Origin of the sequence: Corynebacterium sp. ES2794-CONJ1 (genome assembly GCF_025660615.1) — a bacterium.
GTDB lineage: Bacteria > Actinomycetota > Actinomycetes > Mycobacteriales > Mycobacteriaceae > Corynebacterium.
In genome coordinates, this window is sequence record NZ_JAOTIM010000002.1 from 121,421 (window position 1) to 140,225 (window position 18,805).

The following is an 18,805-nucleotide window of genomic DNA, read 5'->3' on the forward strand; positions in this document are numbered from 1 at the left end:
GTGCGATGGCGATTACTTCTTTTTCAAGAAGAAACTCACGACTCCAGTCACTGCCGCTCCGAGTGCTAAGCCTGAGCCGATTGCGCCACTAGACGATGCTAGTGGAGTAACCTTGACCTGCTCTCGGACACGAATGATAGCTGGAGGTGGTGGATCCAACTTCGCGATAGCAAGAGCTTCCGGCGTCGTGGCTGCCCACGCGCTGCAGTACAAGACGATTCGCCAAATAAAGTAGAAGAGCACCATTACACCGATAATTGGGCCGAAGGTCGCACCTGCGGGGTTGCTCAGGGCATTGGAGAAGAAAAGGGAGCCCAATTGCTTGAATACTTCAAAGGCTAGAGCGCCGATAATGCTGGCATGAAAAGCCGATTTCATGGGAACGGGGCCACGTGGAAGGCGCTTCATGAGCCAGAAGAACACCAGGAAGTTGGCCAAAATACCTAGGGCTAAAGCTACCACTGTAGTCATCCACTGGATCCCGGGGATATCCTCGAGGCCAAGGAATTCGATCAGCTGGGAAGTTAGACCAGAACTGCCGATAACGGTGATGCCAATAGCAACGATCATGAGCACCAATAGTGCAATGAGACGAATAAAATCGTTGAGCTTTGTTTTGAAGAAGTTTTCTTCCTTGATGGGGTAGTTCCAAATCATCGAAATACCCGTGGTGAGATGGAATACCCAGTTCAGGCCGGACCATAGGGCAGTGATTCCGCCGATTCCGAACATGGCACCACGCTGTTCAATGGCGGTGTCGATAATTTCATTGAGGGTTTCCCCCATCTGGCCGGAAACCTGAGCAGTAATGCGCTCGTTGATGTCCGCCAAGAGTTCGGGGCGGCTGGCCAAAACAGTTGCTATACCAGCGAAGATAAGCATGAGTATGGGGAACATACTCAAGACTGAGAAATAGGTAATACCTGCGGCAAACTGGTTTCCCCCGTTTTGGGTATAACGCTCGGTCATGAGCATGACATGATCAAACCAGCCCCATTTGGCACGGTATTTATCCATCAAGCCTTTTTTATCTTCGGTCGCTCGTTCAATCCCATACTCGTCCTCTTTAGTACGGACTGGGTGCTTATTGGTAGCCAAAAATCTGTCTTTTCTCGTTAATAATTATGTGCTCGTGATTGGTCTGTACAGCCCTCTGCGCCTGCGCGCAGTAGGGAGGGTTGGAGCGCTAGTCTACCGCATCCTGGGCAAAAAGCCCACCTTATCGTAGACATCTGCCAAAGTTTGGCTCGCGATTTCGCGGGCCTTCAAAGCACCGTCGGCTAAGATCTTCTCTACCTCCGCTTGGTCATTCATATACATAGCAAATTTCTCCCGCAATGGCCTCACAAATGCTTCCAACGCGGCTGCGGTCTCTACCTTAAGTACCCCATAGCCTTGACCAGCATATCTATCGACAAGGCTTGCCACGCTCTCCCCCGTGAGGGCTGACTGGATAACGAGGAGGTTGGAGACCCCGGGTTTGTTTTCTTTATCGAAGCGAATCTCCCCATCGGTGTCTGTGACTGCACTACGGATACGCTTGGCAGACATCGCTGGATCGTCGAGAAGAGATATGAGACCTTTAATATTGGCAGCAGATTTGCTCATCTTCGAGGTGGGATCCTGGAGGTCATAAATCTTAGCGGACCCTTGGGGAATCATGCCTTCTGGTACAGGGAAGGTGGGCGCATAGCGAGAGTTGAATCGCTCCGCGAGAGTGCGGGTGAGCTCTAAGTGTTGGCGTTGATCTTCACCCACAGGGACGAGCTGGGGTCGATAGAGTAAAATATCAGCCGCCATGAGCATGGGATAGGTATAGAGCCCAGCTGACGTTCGATCTGCCCCGCGCTTGGCAGATTTATCCTTGAACTGGGTCATGCGGCCGGCTTCCCCAAAACCGGTCATACAGGTGAGCACCCACGCCAATTGCGCATGCTCAGGTACGTGCGATTGCACAAAGAGGGTTGATTTGTGCGGATCAATGCCTAAAGCGAGCAGCTGTGCGGCTCCCGCAACCGTGCGGCGGCGTAACTCATCGGGATTTTGATCGACGGTTATCGCGTGGAGATCAGGGATGAAATAGAATGCCTCGTAGTCATCTTGGAGGCCGATCCACTGCTTGAGAGCTCCGAGATAATTGCCCAAGTGGTAGGAATCAGCGGTAGGTTGAATTCCCGAGAGGACGCGTTTCATTGGAGATGCGATGCTATTTTCCGTCATAAACCCATAAGTTTAGCCCACCTGCTTACTGGTACACCACCGCAGGGAAAAAGGGGGCGACCTCGCCTCAACTTCCTAGACCTTATTGCTTACGTGGCTCTTTGATGATAGCTAAGACGATTCCGCTCACCACACCAGCACCGCCGATGCCTAAGCCAATAGATCCCACCATTCCTGCAATATCATGCCCTCCGACGAGAAAATACGAAGCGATCAGCAAGACGACGCCGAGTATAAGAATGACTATGCCGATTGTTTTAGTCGACTGCATGAGAAATATAGCTCCTTTAATCGAAGATGCCCTTGGGTGAAAAAAAGATATACCTACTATCAATTTACCCGAGAAGAGACAAAATAGTGAGCGCACAGTCGGTTGATCGAAGCCACCTAGTCGCCTTGGCGACGTCGCAGCGTAGCTGCCAGAGCCCACACCACGATCGCGAGTGCTCCCAAACCTGCGCCCACGAGCGCGGGCGAGGCATATCCATAACCTGCTGCAATAACCGCACCGCCCATCGAGGCGCCGGCCGCATTCGCAATATTGAGTGCTGAATGGTTTAAAGCACCGGCTAAGGTTTTGGCTTTACCCGCCACATCCATGAGTCGGATCTGCAAACATGGTATGAGCGCAGAAGCGGAAGCGCCGATCACAGCGAAGTTGATAATAGCTGGGATCATCCATGCACTTAAGGCGAAGAAGGACAGCAAGGAGAGCACGATCGCTACAAGGGTGACAAAAATTCCACCCTCTACACTCCAATCGCTCAGCCTTCCACCAGCCCAGTTGCCCACGATCATTCCGACCCCGTAAATGCTTAAGACCAGCCAGATCATGGTTTCGGGAACCCCGGCGCGTTGAGTCATCGTCCAGGATATATAGGTATAAACCGCAAACATACCGCCGAAACCAACAGCACCGATCATAAGTGATAGCCACACCTGCCCGCGCTTGAGGCTGCTCAGTTCTGCTAGCGGTGAAGTAGGCAGCATCTTATTCATATGGGGCATCAGCAGCCACAAGGCCACAACCGTGATGAGCGAGATGACGGTAACGAATACATATGCGTTATACCAGCCATAGGCCACGCCGATTGCTTGCGCGAGTGGGACACCGATAAGGCTTGAGAGTGGGAAGCCCATACCAACAAAGGCAAGCGCTCGTCCGCGGTGTCGCGGGTCCGCCATAGACGTAGTCACCAGGGCGGCGACTGAGAAGAAGGCGCCGTGCGGTAAGGCCGCAATAAAACGCGCTATAACTAAGACCTCAAAACTGGGCGATACGACGGTCATAGCGTTGCCTAAGGTGAAGGCTGCCATGAGAATGAGCACCAGTCGACGTCGCGGCATCATGCCGGTAAAGGCGGTGATAAGGGGAGCTCCCAGCACCACACCAAGGGCATAAGAAGAGATGATGAGGCTGGCTGTTCCTTCGGTCAGGTTGAAGGCCTCAGCTATATTGCGGAGCAGCCCCATAGTGACAAATTCATTTACACCGATGGCAAACCCAGCAAGGCCGAGCGCGATCCATACAATAAGGCGCTGGCGTGTAGAGATCTCGTCTTGGCGGGGAATCACTCGGCGCAGCGGCTTATGTGGCACGGTTCTTCTTTTCTCTTGAGCTGATTGGGTGGTCACGTGAACTTAAGCTACCTGCTTCCTTTCCAGCCCGCACCTTTGCCGGCTCGAAGGTGGTCAAAATAAAAGACGACCGCCCGCTGTGTCCTTCATTACTTTTCTGCACCTAATTTTTATATCCAGGCTCATCGGACTATAGCCGCAATGCCCAAAGTTCCCGATAAGAGATCTGCACTGGTTCTACCCCCGAGAGTCCACGACAAACCTACAGCTAGATATATAAAAAAGGTGAGTTAATCCACATAGATAACAAAATAGGTATTCTTGAGGAGAAAACCCTGAGTAGTTTACTAGCTCACATATCGACAAATCTAAGGAGACTGATGTCAACGATTTTCTGGACCCGCACCGATGAGGCTCCACTTCTTGCCACTTATTCACTCGAGCCTGTGGTACGAGCTTTTACCAAGACAGCGGGCATCGACGTCGTCAGCAGCGATATCTCACTCGCGGGCCGCATCCTTGCCCAATTCCCAGATTATCTCGCTCCCGATCAGCGAGTGGATGATGCACTGGCAACTCTCGGACACCTCGCCACCACTCCTGAAGCCACCATAATTAAACTCCCCAATATCTCTGCCTCTCTCCCCCAGCTCAAAGCCGCTATCAAGGAACTGCAGTCCCAGGGTTTCGAGCTCCCCGACTACCCCGATCATCCGGACAGTGATACCGATCGGGATATCCGCACCCGCTACGATGCGGTCAAGGGTTCGGCAGTCAACCCAGTACTACGCGAGGGCAATTCCGATCGCCGTGCGCCGCAAGCTGTTAAAAATTTCGTCAAGAAAAACCCGCACTATATGGGTACGTGGTCGACTGATTCCAAGACCAATGTGGCCACCATGGAAGCTAATGATTTTCGCCATAATGAGAAATCCGTGGTCATCGAACAGGACGATACTTTAAAAATCCAGGTACGCACTAGCTCTGGGGACGTCGAGGTACTGCGCGAGGAACTTCCTGTTATCGCTGGTGAAGTCATCGATGCTACCTTTATGTCTGCACGGGCCCTCGATGAATTTCTTCTTGCTCAGGTAGCTCGAGCAAAAAAGGAGGGGGTCCTCTTCTCCATTCACCTTAAAGCCACCATGATGAAAGTCTCCGATCCGATTCTTTTTGGCCACGTCGTGCGGGCTTATTTCCACGACGTATTCGAACAATTCGGCGACGAACTTCTCGCCCATGGCCTGAATGGGGAAAATGGTCTAGCCGCTATTTACTCAGGCCTGGAGAACCTCGAGAATGGTCCCGAAATTAGGGCCGCATTCGACAAAGCTCTCGAATTGGGACCCGATGTAGCTATGGTCAATTCTCATAAGGGAATTACGAATTTGCATATTCCTTCCGATGTCATTGTCGATGCCTCGATGCCAGCCATGATCCGCAGTGCAGGTCATATGTGGAATAGTAATGATGAAGAACAAGACGCCCTCGCGATCATCCCTGATTCATCCTATGCGGGCGTTTACCAGTCGGTCATTGAAGATTGCAAGGCTCACGGCGCCTACGACCCCACCACCATGGGTACAGTTCCGAACGTGGGATTGATGGCCCAAAAGGCCGAAGAGTACGGCTCCCATGACAAGACCTTTAGGATGTCAACATCGGGAACTGTGGAGGTTATCTCATCGTCGGGAGAAGTTCTCATCTCCCATGAAGTGGAAGCAGGTGATATCTGGCGAGCCTGCCAGACCAAAGATGCAGCCATTCGCGACTGGGTTCAGCTAGCTGTGGAACGCGCCCGCATCTCCCACACTCCTGCTATATTCTGGCTCGACCCTGAGCGTGCCCATGACCGCGTGCTCACCGAACTCGTCAACACTTACCTATCCGAGCTCGATACCGATGGGCTCGATATCTCCATCGCCTCGCCCGTTGAGGCGGCCCGGATATCCGTCGAGCGTATACGCAGGGGCGAGGACACCATCTCGGTGACTGGCAACGTATTGCGCGATTATAATACGGATCTCTTCCCTATCTTGGAGTTGGGTACCTCAGCGAAGATGCTCTCCATCGTCCCCCTGATGGCAGGTGGTGGCCTCTTCGAAACAGGGGCCGGCGGTTCCGCCCCGAAGCACGTTCAGCAGCTTCAAGAGGAGAATCACTTACGCTGGGACTCTCTCGGGGAATTCCTCGCACTCGCCGAGGCGCTGCGCCATATTGCCCGCACCACCGAGTCCACACCAGCGGCAGTGCTTGCCGACGCCCTCGATAAGGCCACCGAACGCCTCTTAGAAGATGGAAAATCGCCTTCGAGGAAGGTTCACGAAATTGATAATCGCGGCTCCCACTTCTTCCTCACCCTTTATTGGGCTGAGGAATTAGCTGCCCAAGAATCTGATTCCGAGTTGCGCGAGATTTTCACCCCGGTAGCCCGCGAGCTCAAGGAGCACGCCGCAGAGATCGACGCTGCGCTCATCTCTCTCCAGGGTGATCCAGTAGATCTGGGGGGATACTACCAACCCGATGAGGCTACCCTGCAGTCGGTCATGCGCCCGGTAGCAAAATTTAACACCATTATCGATCGCCTCAACTTCTCATAACCCATAAGATAATGACCGCACCGATAGTCGGTGCGGTCATTATTTTGGTCTATGTGGCGTCTAGAACGGCAGCATAATGCCGAAGCGGGGTGCGATTTCCTTCAGGAGGGCGATCAGTGCCCCAATAAAGGCAAGCGCACCAAAAATGGAGCCCACGATGATCTTCGTGCGATTTTCACTCGTGACGAGAGTTTCGCCGCCGTAGCTCTCTACCGGTTTATTCTCTCGATTAATCACGGTGAGATCGGGGCCGTCGAGAGCGACTCCAGGCTTATATGTATCAGAGAGGAAGGCCTGGGTGAAGCCTTCCAGCGTGGTGGCGGTGTCCTGGTTGATAAAGGAATAGCCACCTGCCTCTTTATCCACCAGTGGGGCAGCGAGAGTAAATTGAGCGAGGCGTACCTGTTGACCTGAAATCTGCTTCACACCATCTTTAATTTCACTTCCTGGGGCAGAGGAGAGATCCCCCTTTGTAATATGATCAGCTAGTACCGTCACATTTACTCCCTCCACGAGCAGGGTGATATTGCTCAGCTCGACGTCGAGAGACCAGGTGCGGTCGGCTTGCTGGTGCCCGAAGAAATGCACGCCGCCGTCAAATTTCAGTTCGCCGTTGCCGTCTCGATCGATAGAGGAGCGAGCCGGGTCGAGAGGGAATGAAAATTCATTGGCCTTATCCCCCGACAGCCGGGTAGCGGGACCTGTGACCTCAATCTTTCCCTGGGCGATGATCCCCTCGATATAACGCACCAAACTGCTCCGGAAACCCCACACAAAGGTGCCTTTAACAAGTGGTTGCGAACCATCTTGTTGCTTGACCACGGCCTCGGTTGCCGTAACTGCGGGCGCCACCACCACAGGAGACAATGCCATCATGGTCGCGGTGGTAACACTTAGGAAGCGCTGGGAGGGTGAAAATGACATAGGGTGTCTATCCTTATAGTAGTAACGGGCGTTTTTAGAAGCGGATGAGGCCAGGAGCTAGCGCCTGCAGAGCTGCTGCGAGCAGTCCTACGACACCAACTATTGCCGCTATAACAATACCCACGATGGCGCCGACGCTAAGGGAGGATTCAGGGGTACTCGGATCGCTAGGGTTCGCGTCAAGCTTATCACCTGGCGCTGCGGGTAAGTTATCTTCATAGCCTAGAGAAGCGGTGCTCACTGTGTCGAGACATTGGGGCTGAACCTTAAGCTCAAGGGTGGCGTCGTCGAGCGGAGCCAGCTCATCGTACTGCCCAAGGAAAGCCGTATCGATTCCGCTTACCATGCCAGCCATAGTGCCAGGCTGCGGACGATAGTGCATCCCGGTGACCTTCATCGTTACAGTATTATTCTCTCCCATCACCCACGTGGACGCAGCACCGGCACCGAATTCTTGAGTCCCCACTTGGCGATTGCTACTGGTGAGATCGGACTTTTCGTACTCCGTCATCTCTTTTCCAGGGACATAATAGGAGATATAGCTAGAGCCGGCTGCTGCTTGCCCTCCTTCCACTTTGATATAGGGCGAACGAAGGGTGGTGGCCAACTTGCCCTCGTGAGCAGTGAAGTTAATCTGGGACTTCTTCGTACCTACGACAGCCTCAGAGATCTTCAGCGAGCCATTCTCATCCAGGGTGCCCACTAACCGAGTGGTGGCTGGATCCACATCGAAAAAGAATTGGTACTCGCTGGACGTACGGCGAGCCGCATTGTCACCGACCGCACCCTCGAGGGACCACCGCCCCTGTGCTGGGCCTTGAATATAACTGCGCCAGGTTTGCTTAATGCCCCACTTCAGCGTGCCTTTACTGACAACAAAGCCAGGCTGGGTACACGTAGGCGACACCATTTCGGCACTGTGCGCATTTACGGGATTGAGTAGTGATGCGACCAAGGATGTGGCTGCAACGAGGGCGATGCGGGTACGTGCCATAAGAACGTGAATCTCCTTTTAGTGCTAGGCGCAATGGGCGCGCCACAATTTCTACAGTTACTCTATATAGGCAACCCTAAATTCTCAATACCTCCCACGAGTAGTCCCACTATAGGACCTCATCATTTTGCTGAGCATATCAAGGGCTAATCGCCCGTCTGCTACCCCTGATGTTCCAAGAGGAAAGGTCGGGCAATATCCACGAGCATCTTCCCCACCACCATAATGCTCGCCATAGCCGCGATCACCGCCAACATGGTCGACCACACCTGCCTGATGGACCCAAAGTCAGGGTCGGAACTCCCCTGTTGCTTGTTGTCAGCATTACTTGATTGGGAGGAATCTGCGGAAGGTTTTGGAGCATCGGAAGGACCCTGGGTGTCATCATTACTCGGATCCTCTGGCGCGATCTGCCCGACAGGCGACGTAGGGTTGAGCGTTTTAAGCGCCTCCACCATAGCGGGGCTTAATCGGGTGGGTTTGTTGCGACTATGTGCATACTCGGACGGAAGGCTTTCCTTGCTTAGGTCGCGGCGTAGAGTTGCTGCGGCTGTGGCATCCAAGCAGCGGGGCTGAACATCAAGGCTGACAGTAATATCGTCGAGTTCTGGCCTGTAGTCTTGGTTATAGGTACCGAGGAAGACAATATCGACTCCCTCTATGAATTGCTGCTGCTGCCCGTTGATCTCTCGAATTTGGGTGCCTGGCTGAGGTTTAATTCTCAGATTCTCGGCGCTAAGCGTTATTGTCATGGTGTCATCTGCACCAGGTTGAGAATTGTGGTGATAACTGAAGTCTCGGGAGGTCCCGAAGGTATCTTTACCTTCTACCCGATTAGCGGCAGTGCGATCCTCAGGCTGGTATCGCGTCATTGATTTACCAGGAACATAGAAACCTTCATAGCTTGTTCCCGCCCGAACTTCGCCGTCGACAATGCGGATATAGGGCGAGAGGAATGTTGACGCTAGTGCTCCTTTATGGCCGGTGAAGCTTATTCCACCCGGTGCCGTTTCAATATCGGCAGAGTGAATGCTGCCATCAGGATTGAGAGCTAGGCGGCTCGTGGAGGGATCGATGGGCATGCGGAACTGGAAATCCGCCGCAGATTTTAATGACCCGTTATCGGTCACATTGTCTGTGGTGCTCCAGTCGCCTTTAGCGATAGTGCCGGTAATATAGCTACGCCACGAGGTTTTGATTCCCCACGCTAATGTGCCGCCGGTAATAGACCAGCCTGGGTTCGCACAACTAATTACAGTCTCGGTGGGGGCGGAATTCGCGATTGCAAGATTGTGGCTACACAGTGCTGCGGTTATGGCGGTAGCGGTCACAATGGTCTTCATAATGGGCCCTCTCGGTCAGATCCGAAGGTAGACGGGGATATCCTACTGTAGGAGGCTAATAAATTCAGTGGCAGATGGGGTATGGCAGCGGCGCTTGGGATGCACACTGATCACACCGTTATTGTGCGTGACCTCAATGGGCCACCCGTAGATCGTGCTGAGGGTCTCAGCGGTATAGACGTCGTCCACCGACCCCATAGCCGCGATTGTACCGTTGGCTAGGCAAATAATCTTATCGCAGTAACTAGCGGCTGCGTTGAGGTCATGCAGCACCACCACCACTGCGACACCCGCCGCTCGAGCAATCGCTTGTACCAAACCTAGGACTTGTTCCTGATGCTTAATATCGAGTGCTGCAGTAGGTTCATCTAGCATGATGACAGGAGTTTGCTGCGCCAGCACCCGAGCGAGGGCAACGCGAGCACGTTCTCCTCCCGAAAGAGTAGCAATATCGCGTCCGGCGAGGTGGGATGTGTCAGTCGCACTCAATGCGGCATCAATAATGGCTTGATCGCGCGCCTCATATTCGCTTCCCTCCCACGGCCTGCGTCCCATGGCCACCACATCTCGCACTAAGAATTCGAAAGAGACGCTCACATCTTGGAGCATAACCGCGCGCCGTTGTGCAAGTTCCTTGCTGCTTGCCGACGCTGGGTCGACACCGGCGATATCCACCGTGCCTGTGCGCCGTTCAAGATCACCACAGAGAACAGCAAGCAGGGTCGACTTCCCCGCCCCATTAGGGCCAATAAGACCGGTGACATGGCCAGGTTCAGCGGTAAAGGATATATCGTTTAGAAGGGTGCGGCCGCCAAGATCGAGACTGATATGAGACGCTGAAATCAATGGAGCCCCTTTCTCATCATGCGGCGGAGCAGAATGAAGAATGTAGGGCCGCCGACAAAGGCAGTGAAAATACCGATGGGGAGATCGGCAAAGGCAATCATGGTGCGCGCTGAAACATCGGCAAAGCCGATCAGCGCTGCTCCAGCTGCAGCAGAGGTGGGGATTAAAATTTTATTCTCGGGACCTAAAATGGTGCGCAACACATGCGGAATAATGAGGCCAACAAACCCAATAAGACCTGCAAAAGCCACGGCTCCGGCGGTGAGGACAGTTGAGGCCCCGATCGCGATAATGCGCAGTGTCGCAACATTCACGCCCGTATGCCCCGCGGCGCGCTCGCCGAGCGCCAAGACATCCAGGGTGCGTCCCAAACGCAGAGCCATCACCAGGCCGAGCAAGACTATGGGCGCGACCACGATTACGTGTTTCCACTGGGAGCCATTAAGTGAACCCATTTGCCAGAAAATGATCTGCTCTCGGTTGGCGGTTGGCGCAAGATAAACCATGAAGGAAATGATGGCTCCGCAGACCGCATTGATCGCGATCCCTGTCAATATCAGGTTCACGACCTGAACTTTCCCCTGGGATCGAGCAAGTTGATAGATGACCACTGTCACGATAACAGCAGAGATAAAGGCCGCGAGCGGAACTGTGAAGGTGCCCAGGAGGTTGATATCAAAGACGATGACGAGTCCCGCGCCCACACCGGCACCCGCAGTCACCCCAATAATGGAGGGTTCGGCTAGTGGATTGGCAAAAACGGCCTGCATGAGAGTTCCCGCGACCCCTAAGGCCGCACCAACGAGAAGCCCTAGCACGATACGTGGGAGCCTAATCTCCCATATCACGTTTCCAGCAAGATTATCTTGACCAGGTCCCGCTGCCATCAGCGGTAGTACATCCTTCAACGGAATATAGAATTGGCCCAGGATAAGGGACAGTAAGGATGCGAGAATCACCAAGGCCAGCAGAATCACAGTGGTATATTGTCGCCTCGTGCGCCTGCGGGCAAAGACTTCGTGGCCGCTCTCAGCAATAAGTGGTGCAGCCATATTATTGCTCGGGGGCATAGATCGCCTTTGCCAATCGCAGGAGAGTTTGTCCAGTTAGTGGGCCAAAGGCCAACGATTGTCCATCGGGAAGCGTGACAATACGGCGCTTTTTACCGGCGATCGTTTGTGCCACGCCAGGACGTTGCAGGAGTCCGTCAATGCCACCCGTGGACTCGAGACCACCGCTCATCATCACTATTACTTCGGGGTTAATTTTGGCTAAAGCTTCAGCGTTTGCAGGCTCCGCGTAGGACAGGTTGTACTCAGTACCAAGATCAATTCCCCCAACCCCCTCGATGAGGTCCTTGGCACCCGTGCCCTCACCCATAATGAAGAAAACACCACCGTTGCCGCGAGCATAGAGGAAGACCATTCGCATCGGCTCAGCAGGGATGAGCTCATCAATAGCGGCTTTATCTTTAGCAATTTCCGCCTCGGTGCGCCGCGCTAATTCTTCAGCTTCTTTATTAAGGCCAACGGTGGCACCGAGGGTCATAATATCTTCGGTGACAGATTCGATGGTGCGCGAGGGTTCCATCACCACCGTTGTAATCCCGGCGGCTCTAATTTGATCGATAGCATCGCGAGGCCCAATCGAATGATCCACGATGACGAGAGTGGGCTCCAGAGAAAGCACTGCCTCCACGTTAATAGTATGGCCACCTTGAGTGACCACGGGGAGATCAGCTAAGGACTCTTCGCTAGAGGAAATGGTGCGCCCAATAATATTGTCGCCCAAACCCAATCCTCGCAAGGTCTTGGTATAAGTTCCATAGAGATCAAGTGCCACAATTCGGGAGGTATCGGTGACTTCGACATCGTAGCCATCGGCATCGGTTAATTCCACAGGAAGGTGTGGTTGCGCGGAGTCTGTGACGGGAACGATCTCATCGAAATCAGTAACCGCACTCACTCCCTCGAAACTTCGCGGATCGCTCAAGCTATGTGCCTCAGGAAGCTCCTGACGTAGAGCTGCGTTCGTGTCATAGGCACCTTGTACACCGCACCCAACCAATAGAACTGCTGCAAGGGGCCCGGCAAGGAGTGTGGAAAGACGATGCGATCGTGGGCGAGAATACTGGTCTGAAAAAATCACGTTATCTCCGTTGGTTGACTAAAAAATTTTAGGAGGCGGGGTGACTGATAACTAAGCGGGAGAGGGTGCCCCCTGCAATCACAAATGCCGAAAGCGCCATGAGAGCATACGCAGCAGGAGTAACATCCATGGGTATTCCCGTGACGTCTTGGGTGGAATTCTTGATTTTAAATCGCGACTTGCCCTCGGTGTAACCCTGCGAGTTCAATGCGGCATCCTCCTCACCAAATATCACCTCACCGAGCTGCGTACCATCTAATGGTGTTGAGGAATCAGCACTACCTGAATCGCCAGCTATTGCAGCACTCGCACGTCCCCCTTGACCCGTCGCGCAATTAGCGCCCGGCTTTAGAGTAGCGGAGAAAGTCAAGGGATCGAGATCAATACCTGGTTCGTAGAAGCCCGCGAAAGCGCGCGCTCCAGCCGCAGTCAAAGTGACACGAGCTGCGCCGTTAGCTGAACTATCACTAAGATCAAGCGAATCGAACTGTAGGTTAGCCACGACGACGCGCCCATAATTGCTGACCGTGCCCGAGGTATCAGAAGAGGTCACTGCCGCAACGAGTTGCCCGGTTGAGCCCGTAAATTGTATCTCTGGGTTGGTCAGTTGGAGATTGAGCACCCCTTGGTGGCCTGTGAATTTCACTCCCCCATTAAAAGCAATCGTACCGGTGCGCGCCTGTGGGTCAATAGCACCTGAACGACCGCTGAAGATGAACTGTCCATCCGTATAACGCACACCCGCGAGTGACCATGAGCCCTTGGCAATTGAGCCTGTGATATAGGATTGAAAGGATTTTTTAATCCCCCATCGAGCATCCGCCTGCGCGATTCCGCGAGCATCCGCTGCCTGACAAACCTCGGTATTGTACGTCATGCGCGTGGGATTTGGTGCGCTAGGATCTGACACCCCGCCTGGTGTCACGGTTGTGCCTGATGCTGTACCAGTGCGTTGATTGGTACTCGATTGAGCGGCCTGCTGATTGGGGTTGGCCGGCTGGGTGCGGTTACTATCCTCAAGGCCTGCAAATTTATGCACCGTATCTGTAAAGCGCATGGAATTACACATCAATGTGTGAATGGCCCCCATGGTGTCGTTAAACTCCGAGACCATGCCCATGACTTCACCCGCAGTACCTGAAAAATTACCGTCGATACGCCTAAGTCCGCTGGCGCAGAAATCGCCGCCGCCGGTAGTACCATTTGCTGCAAAGTCGCCTGTACTGGAGTTTTGGCAGGATCCATCCAGTTTAACTGTTCCCGAGGTCGAATCTAAGAGCGATCCTTGTTGATAGGCGTTGAGGAAGAGGGCATCTCCACCAGCGGCGAGCGTCACAGTGCCACCTAGATCAACGATCCCGGATTCGGTATTGACGGCATTATTGAGGGAAATAATAGCGATGGTGACATCATCGCCGCTGATTGGGGCGCCACGCGTAGTTTTCTCCACCTGCGTCATATCGGCTTCGTAAGATTTGTAGTCAGCAATAATTTCGGCCGTAATACCCGAGGCTTTGACTTTGATATCGCTGATCTCCATATCGAGTAAGTATTGAGAGCCGTCCGCTGCTTTATGTCCTTGAAATTTCAGCACCCCTTGCATGGGAATAATCGCCTCACTGGGGCTCTCGATCGTGGCCTTACCAGGAGTAAATACGAAGGCGCTATCAGCCCCGGTCGGGGAGCCAGTAAAGCCAATCCCCGAGCTTTGCTGCCAGCCCCCCTGAGCAATGGGGCCAACAATATATTCCCGAAAACTCTTTTTCACACCCCAGTTCATAGCACAGGTGGTTTGAGCTGCAGCTTCTGGCACCATAGCAGTTGGTGCGCTGAGGAAAAGTAGTCCCAAGAGAGCTGGGATGACGACGAGGCTTTTTGCCGTGCTCCGCACAAGGCCCTTGAAGGGACCATAATATCTGGGAGCAGTACTCACCGGATAACGAGTTGGCATCACTATCGATCTCGTTTCTCCCCACCAGGGATCGAAAAGTATGGGCATAATATGGGCAAAGATTTAGGTTGACATGAGCAAGCTAGCCTCTAGTTAAGCACATATTAAAAATGTGAATATTAGGCTACACTTAGCCCAGTGATTTGACCATTCCCGCTATCGAAGGATTGCTTTTGACTAATCGGCTCCCCTCCACGAGCGACTCCTTTCAATTTCTCTACCCCGACGTGGACCCCCAACAGCCTCTTCCCCTGAGCCTCTTTGAACGCTTCGCCTGCGCTGGTGCACTCGCCCTCTTCAGTTTCGGTTTTATCGTGGGCGATGCAATCGTGCTCGGCGTTGCGTTCTTAGCCACGCTTTTCGCGACCATTGCCCCCGCCCAACGTACGTCACGACGCATCCGCAAAGAGGCCCGCGATCGTTTTCCGCAGTTGGACTGGGCCGAAAAAAATAGTTTTATTCCCCGCAGGCTCGGATTTGTCCTTGGCATCTTCTGGGTAGTTATCGCGGGCTTAAACGCCGCCATTTATTTCCTTATCGGTGACGATCACCGCCTTGTCGGTGCAGGACTGGGTGCTGGTCTCACCTTCCTGCTGATCTGGGTGCTGCCGGGTTTCAGCCCGAGATGGACACAGTCAAAAGATAAGCCTGAACAGCATCCCACCACTGACGCCTCTCAATCGGTTGCCTCCGATGACACAATCACTATGCCCCAAGTAGGAAGTAAAAAGATATCGGCTTCAGATTAGTTCTACCACTTGAAAAATTACATGAACCCGTAGCCTCACTAGCGACATTTCCTGATCGTGGTGGGTCGGGAAGTGTCGGGGAAGATGAAGTATCTACAAAAAGTTCCCCAATTAAAGAACCCTTATCACCGTTCACCACCCCCAATTTCACCCCCAAGTTCCCAATAGGGGGCGCACCCCCATGGAGAGACACTAGGCACGCGGCTTAATTCTTAACTACCTCTAACTACCGAGTGCGTCCACGGACGCGGACAAAAACAGCATGGCAAAGCCCAAACATCCAGTGAATACTGCATCCTTTCCGCGCGAGCGCACCGAGAGGATACCCATCACTCGAGAATCGCAGACTAATCGCAATAAGCTCAGCCACATCATGGCAGCTCCAAGAGCAAATGTGGCGCGGCGCCAGTGTTCGGTATAGGAAAGAAAACCAGACAGGAAAACCAACACCACAAAGAGAGCGATACCAATGCGCTGTAGAAGTGGAGGGACAGAGGACTTTTTCAGATTGGCATCATGGGGGTTGATGAGTAGACGATCGAGATCTTTGATCTCCGCTAGTGTGACGGGGTGTGTCGGTTTCATGGAAAAGACCTCTGATTTCTGCACCACGGCGCGTATGGCGTTATCTGCTGACACGAGCGTGCGCGCCCTCTCTCCCGTGCTGCGCAACTAACCCCAATGTATTCAAAAAGCCTAGTGATCTCAAAACCTCCAAAACCTGATATGCCTGTGTAAGAGCGCTCAGCTGTGCCTCAGAGCTGCGAGTTCGGTCGCTTCTCGACGAGGCGCTCAGGCGCTCAGGCGCCTAAGAGTAGAGCGTAGAAATCACAAAGCAGTCCGAGGGGTCAACGAATTTAAGCGATCGCCTCGTGTAGCCTTAGTTCCCCAAGAGGTGGGATTCGGCTCGTTCGACTACATTGCGCACTAAAAAGGCCCGCGTCAAAGGGCCCACGCCACCTGGATTAGGAGATACATAGCCGGCAACCTTAAGAACCCCTGGGTGGACGTCACCAACGAGGCGACCATCGACTCGAGACACTCCCACATCGAGAACGGCGGCACCGGGTGCGACCATATCGGGGGTTAACATATGCCCCACTCCAGCGGCAGCAACAATAATATCTGCGCGTAGAGTTTCCGCTTTGAGATCCACAGTCCCGGTATGACATAAGGTGACGGTGGCATTGTCTGATCGTCTGGTGAGCATCAGCCCCATGGGACGGCCCACTGTTACTCCACGGCCAATGATAACGACGTGCTTTCCTTGGGTAGCTACCCCAAAGCGGCTGAGCAGGTGGAGCGCCCCGTTGGGCGTACACGGCAGCGGTGCCGGTTCGTTGAGAACTAGTTTCCCTAAGTTAATGGGATGTAGACCATCGGCGTCTTTGGCTGGGTCGATAGCCTCAAGGATGGCGTTTTCGTCGATATGTTTCGGCAGCGGTAATTGCACGATATATCCCGTACATTCGGGATCGTGGTTGAGTTCCTCGATAACTGCGAGTAAGTCTTCGTGGGAGGCATTCGCGGGCAGATCTCGGCGAATAGAGCGCACTCCTACCTCGGCGCAATCGCGGTGCTTCATTTTCACATAGGAGTGTGAGGCGGGATCATCGCCTACGAGGACGGTCCCTAAACCTGGAGTAATTCCCCGCTCCCTGAGCGCGGCCACGCGAGTTTTAAGATCGGCGAAAATTTCATCGCGGTATAGGTTACCGTCAAGTTTGAGAGCAGTCATGGGGGTAATTATTCCATGATTAGGCAGCCTTGTGGGGTGTTCGCTGTTCTAGTTTCCGGCCGCATCAAGCGGGTTGGTCTGAAATTCGGAATCCAGTTCCACCTCAGAACCGTGAAGGGCTCTGAAGGCGACGTCGGCAAGCTCCGTGCCAGCACCCGAGTAGAGGTTAACGCCCGCATCAATGCCCATCTCACGTAACTGTTGAGCACGGTAGCCATATTTCGCGATCGCCGCAGTCTTGATGGTCGAACTTTGCGCGCGCACGTGGGCTAGGGCTTCGATATTGGCACCATGATCGGGCATCGCTAGCACCAGCAGTTGTGGTTCATGGGAACTAGCGCACATGCGAGCCCATAATTCAGGGTCGGTGGCATCGCCATGGAAGACAATATACCCGTGCCGACGCAGCGCATTCACGCGTGACTCGTCGTGTTCGATCCCGGCCACGGTTAACCCATACGCCTCTGTGAGTCGCTTATAGGCACCTGCACCTACGCGTCCCATCCCTAAGATCATGGCGTCAACTCCGCCGACATCAAGGGGACGTTCGCCAGCAGCCAGCTTGGAGGGGTCTCGCTGCGGCAATATATCGACCAAGCGGTCGAATAGCACGTCCATCTTCAATTTCGCTAGGGCATTAAGGACGAAGGAGCCAGCGACTGCCACGGCCATGATCTGCACCCACGCCCCATTGAGAAAACCTCGTTCCACGGCGAGAGCGGCAACGATCAGACCAAACTCCGAATAGTTCGCAAGCGCGCCAGCCGTCAGCAACGCAGTGCGACTCGACATTCCCACTTTGTACAGGATTATCATGAATAATCCTGCCTTGAGAGGGAGCAGTGCTAGGAGGAGACCGGCTAATAATAAACCCTCGATGGAAGGGAAACCACCCAGGCCGATAGCGATAAAGAATCCCACCAGCAGGAGTTCGCGTACACTGGTTAAGGCGGTGAAAAGGCGCCCGGCAATGGGGTGACCGGAGATGACTAAGCCCATGACTAGGGCGCCGAAGCTTCCCGATAATCCGGCGAGTTCGAACAGAGCATAGGCACCAATAGCGGTAGTAACACCTGCGAGAACCAGTAATTCGATCCGGTAAACGCGATCAGGCAACCTACCTACCAGAGGTCTAATGACAGGTAGAGCGACGAGCACGATGGCCCACGGTTGTGGCACTTGTCCGCTCGCTAAAACGAGAAAGGCTACGGCGAAAATATCTTGGAGCACTAAAACGCCGACGGATATTTGCCCAACTCGCGAACGCGCCCGCCCCGTTTCTTCGATGATGGCCATGACAAAGACTGTTGACGAGAATGAAGAGGCCAAGCCGATTATCAAGGCACTTGTCCACCCCGAGGCGAGGAAAACCAAGAAAGGTACTGAGGACAGAACGCCAAACAGAAGTGCAAATACGGCCGTATTAGCTATAACGTGGCCGAGGGCTGTGCCCACAATTCGGATTTTCGTGAGCATTCGAATATCTAAATGCAAACCAATTGTGAATAAGAGAACGGCTACCCCAACTTCCCCCAGTTCTTCAATTCCGGGGATGTGCTCGATTCCGAGAAAGCTCATGAAGAACCCTGCTGCAAGGAATCCAACCAGTGGCGGCAAGCGGAGAGCAGCAGCGCCTAGACCGCCGATGATGGCGATAATCGCGGGAAAGAGGATTTCGGCTGGCATATATTCTTCTCTTAGTCACTAGTATATT

The 18,805-nt window shown here is 53.6% G+C and carries 16 protein-coding genes; 2 read left to right on the forward strand and 14 right to left on the reverse strand.

What is annotated here, in order from left to right; translation table 11 throughout:
* Positions 1-12: 12 nt before the first annotated feature.
* The 4 genes from yhjD to N7326_RS02925 form a co-directional block, all read right to left on the reverse strand.
* On the reverse strand, positions 13-1,098 hold the full coding sequence (gene yhjD, locus N7326_RS02910) for an inner membrane protein YhjD (RefSeq protein WP_259077217.1): 1,086 nt from the start codon (positions 1,096-1,098) through the stop codon (positions 13-15).
* 93 nt (positions 1,099-1,191) lie between these two features.
* A complete protein-coding gene (gene trpS / locus N7326_RS02915) occupies positions 1,192-2,220 on the reverse strand; it encodes a tryptophan--tRNA ligase (protein WP_259077218.1) in 1,029 nt (342 codons plus the stop codon).
* Positions 2,221-2,302: 82 nt separating this feature from the next.
* Positions 2,303-2,491, reverse strand: coding sequence for a hypothetical protein (locus N7326_RS02920; RefSeq protein WP_259077219.1), 189 nt, complete (start codon positions 2,489-2,491; stop codon positions 2,303-2,305).
* Between the two features lie 116 nt (positions 2,492-2,607).
* On the reverse strand, positions 2,608-3,855 hold the full coding sequence (locus N7326_RS02925; protein ID WP_259077221.1) for an MFS transporter: 1,248 nt from the start codon (positions 3,853-3,855) through the stop codon (positions 2,608-2,610).
* 323 nt (positions 3,856-4,178) lie between these two features.
* On the opposite strand from N7326_RS02925, the gene N7326_RS02930 reads away from it, so the two are divergent.
* Positions 4,179-6,398 carry an NADP-dependent isocitrate dehydrogenase gene (locus tag N7326_RS02930; protein WP_263088118.1) on the forward strand — a complete coding sequence of 740 codons (2,220 nt, stop codon included), beginning with the start codon at positions 4,179-4,181 and terminating at the stop codon, positions 6,396-6,398.
* 60 nt (positions 6,399-6,458) lie between these two features.
* Here the strand turns inward: N7326_RS02930 and N7326_RS02935 are convergent, their stop codons facing one another.
* The 7 genes from N7326_RS02935 to N7326_RS02965 form a co-directional block, all read right to left on the reverse strand.
* Complete coding sequence (locus N7326_RS02935; RefSeq protein ID WP_259077226.1) at positions 6,459-7,322, reverse strand: HtaA domain-containing protein; 864 nt, start codon at positions 7,320-7,322, stop codon at positions 6,459-6,461.
* A 34-nt stretch (positions 7,323-7,356) separates the two neighbouring features.
* The gene (locus N7326_RS02940) at positions 7,357-8,316 is read right to left on the reverse strand and encodes an HtaA domain-containing protein (RefSeq protein WP_259077227.1); all 960 of its coding nucleotides are present in this window, start codon (positions 8,314-8,316) and stop codon (positions 7,357-7,359) included.
* 161 nt (positions 8,317-8,477) lie between these two features.
* The gene (locus N7326_RS02945; RefSeq protein WP_259289330.1) at positions 8,478-9,659 is read right to left on the reverse strand and encodes an HtaA domain-containing protein; all 1,182 of its coding nucleotides are present in this window, start codon (positions 9,657-9,659) and stop codon (positions 8,478-8,480) included.
* 42 nt (positions 9,660-9,701) lie between these two features.
* Positions 9,702-10,505, reverse strand: coding sequence for a heme ABC transporter ATP-binding protein (locus tag N7326_RS02950; protein WP_259077229.1), 804 nt, complete (start codon positions 10,503-10,505; stop codon positions 9,702-9,704).
* Positions 10,502-11,575 (reverse strand): FecCD family ABC transporter permease, encoded by a 1,074-nt coding sequence (locus N7326_RS02955; protein ID WP_259289331.1) that lies wholly within the window; start codon positions 11,573-11,575, stop codon positions 10,502-10,504. Before N7326_RS02955 ends, N7326_RS02950 begins: the two co-directional genes overlap by 4 nt.
* Entirely contained in the window at positions 11,559-12,572 is a 1,014-nt protein-coding gene (locus tag N7326_RS02960; RefSeq protein WP_259158177.1) for a heme/hemin ABC transporter substrate-binding protein, read from the reverse strand. Before N7326_RS02960 ends, N7326_RS02955 begins: the two co-directional genes overlap by 17 nt.
* 109 nt (positions 12,573-12,681) lie before the next feature.
* Entirely contained in the window at positions 12,682-14,604 is a 1,923-nt protein-coding gene (locus N7326_RS02965) for an HtaA domain-containing protein (RefSeq protein WP_259289412.1), read from the reverse strand.
* A gap of 173 nt (positions 14,605-14,777) precedes the next feature.
* Between N7326_RS02965 and N7326_RS02970 the strand changes: the two genes are divergently transcribed.
* Positions 14,778-15,353: a hemin receptor gene (locus N7326_RS02970; protein ID WP_259077232.1), complete on the forward strand. Its 576-nt coding sequence runs from the start codon at positions 14,778-14,780 to the stop codon at positions 15,351-15,353.
* A gap of 222 nt (positions 15,354-15,575) precedes the next feature.
* Here the strand turns inward: N7326_RS02970 and N7326_RS02975 are convergent, their stop codons facing one another.
* The 3 genes from N7326_RS02975 to N7326_RS02985 all read right to left on the reverse strand — a co-directional run bounded on the left by N7326_RS02975 (position 15,576) and on the right by N7326_RS02985 (position 18,777).
* Entirely contained in the window at positions 15,576-15,938 is a 363-nt protein-coding gene (locus N7326_RS02975; RefSeq protein WP_259077233.1) for a DUF3017 domain-containing protein, read from the reverse strand.
* Positions 15,939-16,233: 295 nt separating this feature from the next.
* Positions 16,234-17,091, reverse strand: coding sequence for a bifunctional methylenetetrahydrofolate dehydrogenase/methenyltetrahydrofolate cyclohydrolase (locus tag N7326_RS02980; RefSeq protein WP_259077234.1), 858 nt, complete (start codon positions 17,089-17,091; stop codon positions 16,234-16,236).
* Between the two features lie 48 nt (positions 17,092-17,139).
* Positions 17,140-18,777, reverse strand: coding sequence for a cation:proton antiporter family protein (locus N7326_RS02985; protein ID WP_259077235.1), 1,638 nt, complete (start codon positions 18,775-18,777; stop codon positions 17,140-17,142).
* Positions 18,778-18,805: the final 28 nt, after the last annotated feature.

Excerpts from the sequence above, each read along its gene's own strand:
- trpS (WP_259077218.1), bottom strand. The coding sequence starts at position 2,220 with ATGACGGAAAATAGCATCGCATCTCCAATGAAACGCGTCCTCTCGGGA.
- N7326_RS02920 (WP_259077219.1), bottom strand. The coding sequence starts at position 2,491 with ATGCAGTCGACTAAAACAATCGGCATAGTCATTCTTATACTCGGCGTC.
- N7326_RS02930 (WP_263088118.1), top strand. The coding sequence starts at position 4,179 with ATGTCAACGATTTTCTGGACCCGCACCGATGAGGCTCCACTTCTTGCC.
- N7326_RS02935 (WP_259077226.1), bottom strand. The coding sequence starts at position 7,322 with ATGTCATTTTCACCCTCCCAGCGCTTCCTAAGTGTTACCACCGCGACC.
- N7326_RS02940 (WP_259077227.1), bottom strand. The coding sequence starts at position 8,316 with ATGGCACGTACCCGCATCGCCCTCGTTGCAGCCACATCCTTGGTCGCA.
- N7326_RS02945 (WP_259289330.1), bottom strand. The coding sequence starts at position 9,659 with ATGAAGACCATTGTGACCGCTACCGCCATAACCGCAGCACTGTGTAGC.
- N7326_RS02955 (WP_259289331.1), bottom strand. The coding sequence starts at position 11,575 with ATGCCCCCGAGCAATAATATGGCTGCACCACTTATTGCTGAGAGCGGC.
- N7326_RS02965 (WP_259289412.1), bottom strand. The coding sequence starts at position 14,604 with ATGCCAACTCGTTATCCGGTGAGTACTGCTCCCAGATATTATGGTCCC.
- N7326_RS02975 (WP_259077233.1), bottom strand. The coding sequence starts at position 15,938 with ATGAAACCGACACACCCCGTCACACTAGCGGAGATCAAAGATCTCGAT.
- N7326_RS02980 (WP_259077234.1), bottom strand. The coding sequence starts at position 17,091 with ATGACTGCTCTCAAACTTGACGGTAACCTATACCGCGATGAAATTTTC.
- N7326_RS02985 (WP_259077235.1), bottom strand. The coding sequence starts at position 18,777 with ATGCCAGCCGAAATCCTCTTTCCCGCGATTATCGCCATCATCGGCGGT.